Annotated in this window: 8 protein-coding genes and 4 pseudogenes; 7 read left to right on the forward strand and 5 right to left on the reverse strand. The window is 66.9% G+C overall.

Translation table 11 applies throughout. The annotated features are described in order from the left end of the window. The 4 genes and pseudogenes from AD428_RS15430 to AD428_RS15445 form a co-directional block, all read right to left on the reverse strand. On the reverse strand, window positions 1-437 hold a 437-nt coding region (locus tag AD428_RS15430; RefSeq protein WP_152968111.1), incomplete at its 3' end, for an ATP-binding cassette domain-containing protein. After that, complete coding sequence (locus tag AD428_RS15435) at window positions 434-1414, reverse strand: branched-chain amino acid ABC transporter permease (RefSeq protein ID WP_053245763.1); 981 nt, start codon at window positions 1412-1414, stop codon at window positions 434-436. The genes AD428_RS15430 and AD428_RS15435, both read right to left, overlap by 4 nt. Next, a pseudogene (locus tag AD428_RS15440) lies at window positions 1414-2270 on the reverse strand (branched-chain amino acid ABC transporter permease). Before AD428_RS15440 ends, AD428_RS15435 begins: the two are co-directional and overlap by 1 nt. 61 nt (window positions 2271-2331) lie before the next feature. Further along, complete coding sequence (locus AD428_RS15445) at window positions 2332-3531, reverse strand: ABC transporter substrate-binding protein (RefSeq protein WP_053245551.1); 1200 nt, start codon at window positions 3529-3531, stop codon at window positions 2332-2334. Between the two features lie 301 nt (window positions 3532-3832). On the opposite strand from AD428_RS15445, the gene AD428_RS15450 reads away from it, so the two are divergent. The 3 genes and pseudogenes from AD428_RS15450 to AD428_RS15455 form a co-directional block, all read left to right on the forward strand. After that, window positions 3833-4672, forward strand: coding sequence for a FadR/GntR family transcriptional regulator (locus tag AD428_RS15450; protein WP_235490224.1), 840 nt, complete (start codon window positions 3833-3835; stop codon window positions 4670-4672). A 231-nt stretch (window positions 4673-4903) separates the two neighbouring features. Further along, a pseudogene (locus AD428_RS28045) lies at window positions 4904-5314 on the forward strand (aconitase family protein); the annotation flags it as partial. A gap of 30 nt (window positions 5315-5344) precedes the next feature. Next, a pseudogene (locus tag AD428_RS15455) lies at window positions 5345-6166 on the forward strand (single-stranded-DNA-specific exonuclease RecJ); the annotation flags it as partial. Between the two features lie 91 nt (window positions 6167-6257). Here the strand turns inward: AD428_RS15455 and AD428_RS15460 are convergent. After that, window positions 6258-7567 (reverse strand): annotated as a pseudogene (locus AD428_RS15460) (MFS transporter). A gap of 255 nt (window positions 7568-7822) precedes the next feature. Here AD428_RS15460 and prfB point away from each other — a divergent pair. The 4 genes from prfB to AD428_RS28050 all read left to right on the forward strand — a co-directional run bounded on the left by prfB (window position 7823) and on the right by AD428_RS28050 (window position 11597). Next, window positions 7823-8927, forward strand: a protein-coding gene (gene prfB, locus AD428_RS15465) for a peptide chain release factor 2 (RefSeq protein ID WP_152968112.1) whose coding sequence is annotated in 2 segments (ribosomal slippage) — window positions 7823-7903 and window positions 7905-8927 — 1104 coding nt in all. Because the reading frame shifts where the segments join, the coding sequence is not laid out codon by codon here. Window positions 8928-8970: 43 nt separating this feature from the next. Next, window positions 8971-9726: an SDR family oxidoreductase gene (locus AD428_RS15470; RefSeq protein WP_053245764.1), complete on the forward strand. Its 756-nt coding sequence runs from the start codon at window positions 8971-8973 to the stop codon at window positions 9724-9726. A gap of 12 nt (window positions 9727-9738) precedes the next feature. After that, complete coding sequence (gene lysS, locus AD428_RS15475; RefSeq protein ID WP_053245765.1) at window positions 9739-11262, forward strand: lysine--tRNA ligase; 1524 nt, start codon at window positions 9739-9741, stop codon at window positions 11260-11262. A 170-nt stretch (window positions 11263-11432) separates the two neighbouring features. Continuing rightward, on the forward strand, window positions 11433-11597 hold the full coding sequence (locus AD428_RS28050; protein WP_235490442.1) for a hypothetical protein: 165 nt from the start codon (window positions 11433-11435) through the stop codon (window positions 11595-11597). Window positions 11598-11601: the final 4 nt, after the last annotated feature.

Raw genomic sequence — 11601 nt, forward strand, 5'->3', positions numbered from 1 at the left:
GATCTTGGACAGGTTGGTCTTGAGCGTTTCAAGCGACTTGACCATCCTGGATTCTGCCCCGAAGGCGGGCGCCAGCAATCGTAGGCCCCGGCGGGCTGCGCCCCCTGCGCGGCCAGGCGCAGGTTCTCGCGCACCGACAGATTGGCGAACAGGCTGGTGACCTGGAACGATCTGGCGATGCCGCGCTGCACGCGCTGGTAGTCCGCTTCGTGGGTGACGTCGATGCCGTCGAACACGATGCTGCCCTCGGAGGCGCGCAGCGTGCCCGTCAGGATATGGAACAGCGTGGTCTTGCCGGCCCCGTTGGGCCCGATGACCGAATGCACCGTGCCCGGCCGGACCGCCAGGTCCACCCCTTGCAGGGCCTGGAATTTGCCGAAGCGCTTGACGATGCCCCGGGCGCGCAGCAGCGGCCCGTTGTCCGAGGCGGTGCTCATGCGCGTTCCTCCTTGGCGGCCGGCGCGCGCGCTCCGCGCGCCGCGAGCCAGATGCGTTCGCCCAGCCCCCACAGCCCCTTCTGCATGAAAAGGCTTACCGCGATAAGCAGCAGGCCCAGCAGCATGAGCCAGCGCGGCCAGAGCGTGGAAAGCCAGTCCGAGAACAGCACATAGAAGGCCGCCCCCAGCAGCGACGCGAACAGGTTGCCCGTACCGCCGATCACCGTCATGACGAGGATCATTTCGCTGGTGTGGTACTCGATGCTGGACAGCGGCGCGATGCCCGTCATGAGCGCGAGAAAGGCCCCGGCCAGCGCCGTGACCGCGCCCGAGAGGGCAAAGGCCGCGAGCTTGAAGCGGCGCACGTTGTAGCCCACCGCCATGGCGCGCGCCTCGTTGTCGCGGATGGCCAGCAGCGTGCGGCCGAACACCGATTCCGTCACGCGCAGCAGCAGCCAGAACACCGCCACGAAGCACACGGCAACGAAGGCGTAGAACTGCCAGGGCGAGGCCAGCGGCAGTTCGGCCAGGCCGGCCAGCGACAAGGGCGGGCGCGGCACGTCGATCAGGGCGTTGTCGCCGCCCGTCAGGTCGGGCAGGCTGTAGGCCAGGAAGTAGAACATCTGCGAGAAGGCCAGCGTCAGCATGACGAAGTAGGTGCCGCGCTGGCGGATGGCGAACCAGCCCACGGCGGTCGCGGCCAGCGCGCCCATGGCCACCGCCGCCAGCAGCGCGAGCGGCATCGGCAAGGGCCAGCGCGTGAGCAGCAGGCCCGCCGTGTAGCTGCCCAGCCCGAAGAAAATGCCCTGGCCGAAGGACAGCAGGCCGGTAAAGCCCAGCAGCAGGTTGCAGCCCAGCACCGCGAGGGCGTAGATGAGCACTTCGGTCGCCAGGGACCCGGACTGGATGACCAGGGGCAGGCCGGCCGCCACGGCCACGGCCAGCGTCAGTTGGGCATGCGATTTCAGGCGCTTCATCAGCCTCTCCCCAGCAGTCCGTGCGGACGCAGCAGCAGCACCGCCGCCATCGCGACATAGATCATCAGGCGCGCGCCCTCGGGCCACAGCGTGCTCATCACGCTCTGCACCACGCCGATCAGCAGGCCCCCGGCCAGGGCCCCGCCGAAGCTGCCCATGCCGCCGATCACCACGATGACGAAAGCGATGCCCAGCGCCTCGATGCCCATGAAGGGCTCCACGCCCCGGATGGCGCGGCCAGCACGCCGGCCAGCGCCGCCGTGGCCGCGCCCAGGGCGAAGATGAGGCTGAACATGCGGAAGACGTTGATGCCCAGCATGGAAACCATTTCCGTGGACTCGCTGCCGGCGCGCACCGCGCTGCCCAGCCGCGTGCCCTCGAGCACGTACCAGAGCGCCAGCGAGAACAGCGCGGTGAAGCCGATGACGAAGAGGCGGTACTTGGGATAGACGAAGCTGCCCCACATGACCACGCCCTGCAGCGAGGCGGGCACGGCGACGTTATCGCCGATAGGCCCCCACATCACGATGACGAGCTCCTGCAGCGCGAGCGCCAGGCCCACCGTGATGAGGATGTGGAACTCGTGCGCCTGCGCATACACGTGGCGCAGCAGCAGCTTCTCGGCGACCCACGCCAGCGCGCCCACCAGGGGCGGCACCAGGAGCAGCGCCAGCCAGAAGTTCAGGCCCCATTGCACCGCCTGGAAACAGAAATAGGCGCCGAGCAGGTAAAAGGCGCCGTGCGCGAAGTTCACGAAGCGCAACAAGCCGAAGACGATGGACAAGCCGACCGCCAGCAGGAAGTACAGCATGCCCACGCCGACGCCATTGACGACCTGGAGCAGATAAACGTTCATAGAAGAGCCGCGTGGGTTCCCGGAAAAATGCGCGGCGGCGCCCGCCGGGCGCGCGCGGACGCTACAGTTTGCAGCCGGTTTGCGCGGGCGCCAGGAACGACTGCCCGGCATGGACGATCTCGGCGTAGTCGTCCTTGTCTTTCATGGCCTTTTTGGCCTTGCCCTTGAGCAGGTAATAGTTCTTCAGGACCTGGTGGTCTTCCTTGCGCAGGGTTTCGGCGCCGGTCAGGCCGTCGTAGGCCATGCCCTCCATCGCGGCAATGACCTTGGCCGGCTCGGGGCTGCCGGCCTTCTTGATGGCCTCCAGCAGGATGCGGGTGCAGATGTACGAGCCCGCCAGGCTGTAGTTGGGATTCCCGCGGGTTTTGTCGCGCGCCAGGGCGACCAGTTCCTTGTTCAGCGGCGAGTCGATGCCGTGCCAGTACTGCGCGCCGAAATACACGCCCTCGCACAGGTCGGCGCCCAGGCTCTCGAATTGCTCCAGGCCCGAGGCCCAGGCCACCAGTATGGTGCAATTCTGCTTCATGCCGAAGCTCACCGCCTGGCGCAGCGTGTCGGAGGACTGGGAACCGAAGTTGAGGATGAGCAGCACGTCGGGCTTGGCGGCCATGGCATTGGTGAGATAGCCGCTGAACTCCTTCTCCGACAGCGAGTGGTAGCTGTTGCCCACGTGTTCGATGCCTTTTTCCTTGAAGATGTTCTTGGCGGCCGACAACAGGCCCTCGCCGAAGACGTACTGCGGGGTGATGGTGTACCAGCGCCTGGCGTTGGGCAGGCTTTCCAGCAGCGGGCGCACGGTCTGTTCGATGGCGCCAAAGGTGGGCACCGACCAGCGGAAAGTGGCGCGGTTGCAGTCCTTGCCGGTGATCTCGTCGGCGCCGGCCGTGGTAATGAATACGCCGCCGGCGCGCTCGACCTCCTTGCCCATGGCCAGCGACTCCGACGACAGGATGCCGCCCGCAAAGAACTTCACGCCCTTCTGCTGCGAGATTTCCTGGACCTTGCGCACGGCGGTGGCGGGCTTGCCCTCGGTGTCCAGCACCGTATAGGAAAGCGGCTGGCCGAGCACTTTGCCGTATTGCTCCAGCGCGAGCTTCATCCCCAGGTCGGCGTACTTGCCGTTGGCGGCAAACGGGCCCGACATGGGCACGGGGCAGGCAAAGGCGATGCCGCCGGACTGGGCGAAGGCGGAACGCGCGCTCCACAGCGCGCCGGGCAGCGCCGAAAGCGCGGCCATTTTCAAGAGATTGCGGCGATTCAAGTCTTTCTCCCTGGGGGGGCCGCGCTGCGCGGCGTATTCGACAGGGCCCGCGCCGCAGGGGCGGCCGGACCGGCGAGGTCTGCTCCTAGCTCTTTCCGCAACTGCCACAGCTTATATATGGTGACCGCATACCGCTCTCCTATTTATCATGATAAATAGGATTGATATGATGATCCGGTCTGTACAAAGCCACTGTCAATAGCGGGGTCATCAGGTATAACCCGGGGTCTTGGGGAGGCCTCGTCCGCCGGCGCGGGCAACGCGGCGGCCCATGCGCGCGAGTCGAATCGGGAGAAGCGGGATGGAATTCAAGATGCAGGACGCCTTCGAGGGCGAGAGCCTTCCGCAGCCCAAGCGCAGCGACCTGGTGGCCGAGGAGATCAAGCGCCTCATTACGGCGAAGAACCTGCGTCCGGGCGACCGCCTGCCCCGCGAAAGCGAACTGCAGAGCATGTTCTCGGTGAGCAAGAGCACCATGCGCGAAGCCCTGAAGTCGCTGGAGGTGCAGGGGCTGGTGAAAGTCAGCACCGGCCCGGGCGGCGGCGGCAGGGTGGTGGAGGTGCCGCTGCACCGCACCTTCCAGCTCATGCAGAACTACCTGTTTTTCAAGGAAGTGAGCATCGAGGACATCTACCAGGTGCGCAAGCTGCTGGAGCCGGAGCTGGCCGCCAGCGCGGTGCCCCACCTCACGGAGGCGCAGTTCGCGGCGCTGGAGCACAACATCGCGTGCTGCGATCCGGCGGCCGAGCGCATGGAGGATTCGCTGATCCAGCGCCAGGAGGAAATGAGCTTCCATGACATCCTGGCCGCCGCCTGCCCCAACCCGTTCCTGAGATTCAGCTGCGAGATGATCAATGAAATGATCCGGCAGCTCACGGTGTACGACAATGACATGCCGCTGGCTGCCCAGCAGCGCTTCGGCGCGGCCAACACGCAGTTCCACCGCGACATCCTGAAGGCTGCCCGGGCCCGCGACGCCGAAGCCGTGCGCAGGCTCATGGAAGACCACATGCGGGACGCCATGCGCTCGGTGACGCGCATGCACGGCAAGATCGAGGGCCGCCTCATCCTGGATTCGGAAATCTCGCGCCGCGGCCTGGCCCGCAAGGCGCGCCGCGCCGGCCGCGGCAAAGGCGGCTGAAGTCCGGGCGTGCGCGCGGGCGCCGGCGTGCGCGCGCAACATCGGCGCGGGCTTTTCTTGGCAAAACGGACCGGACGCATCGCCCGCTGACGGAACTTTGACACGCCCGTTCAACTCTTATATAAGACATAAGAGTCGGTGGCGCGGCCGGACCGTCTCCCATAGAATGACAAAACGGCCAAAACGCCACAAAATGCCTGCTTTACGCGGACAAACACCACGGAGTCCATCATGCCGCACAACACCCTCGATACTCTCAAGAATTTCAAGATCGGCAATAAGTCCTGTCAGTTCTATTCGCTGCCGGCGCTGGGCAAGGCGCTGGGCGTGGATGTGCAGCGGCTGCCGGTATCCATCCGCATCGTCCTGGAGTCGGTGCTGCGCAACTGCGATGGCAAGAAGGTTACCGAGGAACACGTCCGGCAACTGGCCAACTGGCAGCCCAACGCCAAGCGCGAAGACGAGATTCCCTTCGTGGTGGCCCGCGTCGTGCTGCAGGATTTCACCGGCGTGCCGCTGCTGGCCGACATCGCCGCCATGCGCTCGGTGGCAGACAAGATGGGCAAGAGCCCCAAGAGCATCGAGCCGCTGGTGCCGGTGGACCTGGTGGTGGACCACTCGGTCATGATCGACTACTTCGGCACCAAGAACGCCCTGGACCGGGCCGCGCATCACGCCGCCGGCCGGCTCGCCGACATGAGCCTGGGCATCGCCTGCCTCGCCACGGACGACGAGGCCCAGGCGCTGGAGATGGCGCGCGAACTCGACAACATCAACCGCGAACGCCGCAGCATCGAGGCCGAAATGCGCGAGCAGGCGCTGGCGGCCATGGAAGAGCCCAATGCCGCGGCGGGCGCCACCGTGTGCGTGTTCGATCCCGGCTGGCATCAGGGCGTGGTGGGCCTGGTGGCCTCGCGCCTGAAAGAAAAGTTCTGGCGCCCCACCCTGGCCTTCGCGCCGGCCGGCGACGACGAAATCCGCGGCTCCGGCCGGTCCATTCCCGACGTGCATCTGCGCGACGCGCTGGACCTCGTCTCCAAGCGCCACCCCGCGCTCATCCGCAAGTTCGGCGGCCACGCCATGGCGGCGGGGCTGACGCTGGGCAAAGACGACTTCGCTGCCTTCGTGCCGGCCTTCGACGACGCCGTGCGCGAACTGACCGGACGCTCCACGTTCGAGCCCGTCCTCGAAACCGACGGCTCGCTGGAATCCGGCTACGCCAATGCCGACGTGGCGGGCATGCTGCAGCAGCAGGTCTGGGGCGCCGGCTTCGCGGCCCCGCTGTTCCTGGACGAGTTCACCGTCCGCAACCAGCGGCTGGTGGGCGAGAAACACCTGAAGCTGTCGCTGGAGCGCGGCGGCCAGCGCTTCGACGCCATCTGGTTCGGCCACGACCAGTCGCTGCCCGCGCAGATCCAGGCGGCCTACCGGCTGGAGCAGAACGTCTGGAACGGCATGGTGTCTGCGCAGCTCGTCATCGAATACGCGGGCTGAGCCCGGGCGCCTCGCGCATGCGCATCGGGCCGCCTCCCGGCGGCGATGCAGGCTCATCTTCGCTGGCATGGCGCGCCAGCGCGCGCTTGCGTCACTTGTTGACCAGCCGCGCGGGCTGGGCCAGCGCCACCAGCGCGCCGACCACCAGGCAGACGGACAGCAGGTACAGGCCCGTGTTGGTGGAGCCCGTGAGGTCCTTGAGCCAGCCGACCAGGTAGGGGCTGACGAACCCCGCCAGGTTGCCCACCGAGTTGATGAGGGCGATCCCGGCGGCGGCGGCGGTGCCGCTCAGCAGGGCCGTGGGCAGGCTCCAGAAAAGCGGCAGCACGGTGCAGATGCCGATGTTGGCCACGGTCAGCGCCAGCATGGCCAGGGTGGTGTTGCCGCTCCAGACCGCCGAGGCCAGCAGGCCGATGGCGCCGCAGACGGCCGGCAGCGCCACGAGCAGCGCCGCTCGCGGCTGCGGTCGGAACTGCGGGCGATCAGCACCATGCCGATGACGGCGAACAGGTTGGGCACGGCCGTCAGCAGGCCGATCACCAGCGGGCTCTGCACGCCGGTGTTCTTGATGAGCGTCGGCATCCAGAAGCCCACGCCGTACAGGCCCATCACGAAAGAAAAATAGATGAGCGCCATGGCCCACACGCGCGGGCGCGTCAGGGCCGCGCGCAGCGGCGGATCTTCCTTGGTCTGGTCCTCGGCCGCGATGTTGCGGATGAGCACGGCCTTTTCGGAGGCGGTGAGCCATTTGGCCTTCTGGATGCGGTCGTCGAGATACAGCAGCACCACCACCCCGATGATCACCGACGGGATGCCCTCCAGCAGGAACAGCCACTGCCAGCCGGAAAGACCGTGCTGGCCGTGGAACGTGCTCATGATCCAGCCGGAGATCGGCCCGCCGATCAGGCCGGACATGGGCACGGCGGTCATGAAGAAGGTGGTGATGCGTCCGCGCCGGGCGGCCGGATACCAGTACGTGAGGTAGAGGATGATGCCGGGGAAGAAGCCGGCCTCCGCCGCGCCGAGCAGGAAGCGCAGCACATAGAACATGTGCTCGCTGCTCACGAACATCATGCATGCGGAGATGATGCCCCAGGTGATCATGATGCGCGCGATCCACACCCGCGCGCCCACCTTGTGCAGGATGATGTTGCTGGGAATCTCGAAGATGAAATACCCGATGAAGAAAATGCCTGCGCCCAGCCCGTAGACCGTGTCGCTGAATTGCAGCTCCTGGAGCATCTGCAGCTTGGCGAACCCCACGTTCACCCGGTCCAGGTACGCCACCACGTAGCAGACCACCAGCAGCGGCACCAGCCGCCACCCCACCTTGCGGTAGATCCGGTCTTCCTCGGACGCCGGGATCGCCGGCGCGACCCCAGGGGTCATCGTGTTTTCCATCAGTGTCTCCATTCCTCTGTCGGGATAATGCCGGCGGGTCGCCGGGCCCTGGTCGGTCCCCCTCTCTTGGAGGGATGCCGGGCCTGCGTAGGCTAGAGCGGGAAAGTTGACAAAAAACTGAACAGCGCAACCGGCCATTGCCATGCGCCCGCCGGCCGGGTTCCGTCCCCGCCCGCGGGGGGCCGCCGCGGGAGGAGTCCATCCACGCTAAAATGCCAGGTTTCGTACAAAAGACACTCTCAGGACAGGATCATCATGGAAGCCGAACGTCAGAACCAGCTCGCCGCCCGCCTCGCCGACTATGCGGAGCGCGAACAGGCTCTACGGAGGTATCTTTGACTACGATGCCAAAGCCGAACGCCTGCAGGTCGTGAACGCGGAGCTCGAAGACCCCGCCGTCTGGAACGACCCCAAGCACGCCCAGGACCTGGGCCGTGAGAAGAAATCCCTGGAAGACGTGGTGGAGACGCTGCGCCTGCTGGGCACGGGCGTCGCCGACTCCCTGGAGCTCTTTGAACTGGCCGCCGCCGACGGCGACGATGCCACGCTCGCCGCCATCGAGCAGGACGCCGACGGCTACCAGCAAAAGCTGGAAGCCCTCGAATTCCGCCGCATGTTCTCCAACCCCGCCGATCCGCTGAACTGCTTCCTGGACATCCAGGCCGGCGCGGGCGGCACGGAAGCCCAGGACTGGGCCTCGATGCTGCTGCGCCAGTATCTGAAGTACGCGGAGCGCAAGGGCTTCAAGGCCGAAGTGCTGGAAGAGTCCGAGGGCGAAGTGGCGGGCATCAAGTCGGCCACCATCAAGCTCGAGGGCGACTACGCCTTCGGCTATCTGCGCACCGAAACCGGCGTGCACCGCCTGGTCCGCAAGAGCCCGTTCGACTCCTCCGGCGGCCGCCACACCTCGTTTGCCAGCGTGTTCGTCTACCCCGAGGTGGACGACTCCTTCGAGATCGAGATCAACCCGGCCGATCTGCGCGTGGACACCTACCGCGCCAGCGGCGCGGGCGGCCAGCACATCAACAAGACCGACTCCGCCGTGCGCATCACCCACATGCCCACGGGCATCGTGGTGCAGTGCCAGAACGACCGCTCGCAGCACCGCAACCGCGCCGAAGCGATGCAGATGCTGAAATCCCGGCTCTACGAGCTCGAGATGCGCAACCGCATGGCCGAGCAGCAGAAGCTGGAAGATTCCAAGACCGACGTGGGCTGGGGTCACCAGATCCGCTCCTACGTGCTGGACCAGAGCCGCATCAAGGACCTGCGCACCAACGTCGAAATCTCCAACACCCAGAAAGTGCTGGACGGCGACCTGGACCCCTTCATCCAGGCCAGCCTCAAGCAGGGCGTCTGAGTTCCGCGCTTTTTCCTCTCACCCACACCAGAGGTTCATGAGCATGACCGACACCATTGCCATCCTCACGGGCGCTTCGCGCGGCATCGGCGCCGCCATGGCGCGCGGCCTGGCCAGGCCGGGCACGCGCCTCTTCACGCTGGCGCGCCGCGACGATCCGTCGCTGGCCGAGCACGCGCGCGCCCAGGGCGCGCAGCTCGAACAGATCTCCGTGGACCTCTCCGACCTGCAAGCGGCTTCGCGGGCGGCCGAGCGCATCGCCTCGGCGCTGCCGCGCGACGCGCGCCGCTACCTGCTCATCAACAACGCGGGCACGGTCCAGCCCGTGGCCAGCGGGGCTGAGCTCGTCGACGGCGCGGCCATCGCCGCGGCGTTCAACCTGAACGTCTCGGCCGTGATGCTGCTCACCGCGCGCTTCCTGGCCGCGGTGTCGGGGCTGGACGCCGACCGCCGCATCCTGAACATCTCCTCCGGCGCCGGGCGCAATCCCAATGCCGGCTGGGGCGTGTACTGCGCCACCAAGGCCGCGCTCGACATGTACACGCGCGTCGTCAAGCAGGAGCAAGGCCCCCATGGCGCGCGCATCGTGGCGCTGGCGCCGGGCATTGTCGACACCGACATGCAGGCCGCCATCCGCGCCAGCGATCCCGAGAGCTTCCCCGCGCTGGACAAGTTCCGGGACTTCCACGCCAGCGGCAAGCTGGCCGCGCCCGCCAGCGTGGCCGCGCGCATTCTCGCCTACCTGGACCGCGACGATTTCGGCGCCACCGAAATCGACGACATCCGCAATTACGACTGATTCTTCCCCGCCATGACCGACCACTCGCCCGCCCCGGCAGCCGCCCAGGATGAAAACCGCTTGATCGCCGAACGGCGCGCCAAGCTGGCCAGACTGCGCGAAACCGGGGTTGCGTACCCCAACGACTTTACCCCCGACGCCCGCGCCGCCGAACTGCACGACAAATACGACGACCAGGACCAGCAAGCCCTGGCCGCCTCGCCCGTGCCCGTAAAGGTGGCCGGCCGCATGATGCTCAAGCGCGTCATGGGCAAAGCCAGCTTCGCCACGCTGCAGGACGCGAGCGGCCGCATCCAGATCTACCTGGACCGCGGGGCGCTCGGCGATGAAACCTACGCCGCCTTCAAGCAATGGGACATCGGCGACATCATCGCGGTCGAGGGAACCGTCTTCAAGACCAACAAGGGCGAACTCTCGGTGCACGCCTCGCAGGCCCGCCTGCTGTCGAAGTCGCTGCGCCCGCTGCCCGACAAGTTCCACGGCGTGGCCGACCAGGAACTGCGCTACCGCCAGCGCTATGTCGACCTCATCATGACCGACGCCACGCGCCGCACCTTCGAGGCGCGCAGCAAGGCTGTGGGCAGCATCCGCCAGTTCATGCTGAACGCCGGCTTCCTGGAAGTCGAGACGCCCATGCTGCACCCCATTCCGGGCGGCGCGGCGGCCAAGCCTTTCGTCACGCACCACAATGCGCTGGACATGGAAATGTTCCTGCGCATCGCGCCCGAGCTGTACCTCAAGCGCCTGATCGTGGGCGGGTTCGAGCGCGTGTTCGAGGTGAACCGCAACTTCCGCAACGAAGGCGTGAGCCCGCGGCACAATCCCGAATTCACCATGATGGAGTTCTATGCGGCCTACGTGGACTACCGCTGGCTGATGGACTTCACCGAGGAGCTGATCCGCCAGGCCGCCATCTCGGCCACCGGCAGCGCGGTGCTCACCTACCAGGGGCGCGAGCTGGACCTGTCCCAGCCCTTCGACCGCCTCACGATCTGCGAAGCCATCCTCAAGTACGCCCCCGGCTACACCCAGCAGCAGCTCGACGACGCGGCCTTCCTGCGCGCCGAACTGAAAAAGCTGGGCGCCGAGATCGACGGCCCGGTGCTATCACGCGCCGGCCTGGGCGCGCTGCAGCTCGCGCTCTTCGAGGAAACCGCGGAGGCCAAGCTCTGGAACCCCACCTACATCATCGACTACCCGGTGGAAGTCTCGCCGCTGGCCCGCGCCTCCGACGCCCGCCCCGGCATCACCGAGCGTTTCGAGCTTTTCATGACCGGCCGTGAAATCGCCAACGGCTTTTCCGAACTGAACGACCCCGAGGACCAGGCCGCGCGCTTTCGCGCCCAGGTCGAGGCCAAGGACGCCGGCGACGAAGAAGCCATGTACTACGACGCCGACTACATCCGCGCCCTGGAATACGGCATGCCTCCCACCGGCGGCTGCGGCATCGGCATCGACCGCCTGGTCATGCTGCTGACCGACAGCCCCAGCATCCGCGACGTGATTCTCTTCCCGCACCTGCGCCGCGAAGACTGACGGAAGAACGGCGTCATGATCTTCAAGATCCTGATGCTCCTGCTGGTCGTGGCGGGGCTGGTCTACTGGATCAGGCAGCCCCTCGGCGTCCAGGATGCCGCTTCCCGCGGGTCGGCGCGGCCGCGCGACCGCCTTCGTCGCCCTGTGTCGTGGCCGCCGCGATCGCCACCGTGGCATCCCTGCTCTGCGTCGTGCTGTGGATGGGCAGCGTGGCGGGTGGCGTCACCGGCGGCGGCTATCGCGGCGAAGCGGACTTCCTGCTGCCCGTGGCCGGCTCCCTGCTCGCCCTGGCCGTCGCCTGCGCCGTGGGCGCCTTCCTCAAGCGGCGCGGCTGATCCC

The sequence above is a fragment of the Achromobacter sp. DMS1 genome, assembly GCF_001270295.1.

Excerpts from the sequence above, each read along its gene's own strand:
- AD428_RS15435 (WP_053245763.1), bottom strand. The coding sequence starts at position 1,414 with ATGAAGCGCCTGAAATCGCATGCCCAACTGACGCTGGCCGTGGCCGTG.
- AD428_RS15450 (WP_235490224.1), top strand. The coding sequence starts at position 3,833 with ATGGAATTCAAGATGCAGGACGCCTTCGAGGGCGAGAGCCTTCCGCAG.
- AD428_RS15470 (WP_053245764.1), top strand. The coding sequence starts at position 8,971 with ATGACCGACACCATTGCCATCCTCACGGGCGCTTCGCGCGGCATCGGC.
- lysS (WP_053245765.1), top strand. The coding sequence starts at position 9,739 with ATGACCGACCACTCGCCCGCCCCGGCAGCCGCCCAGGATGAAAACCGC.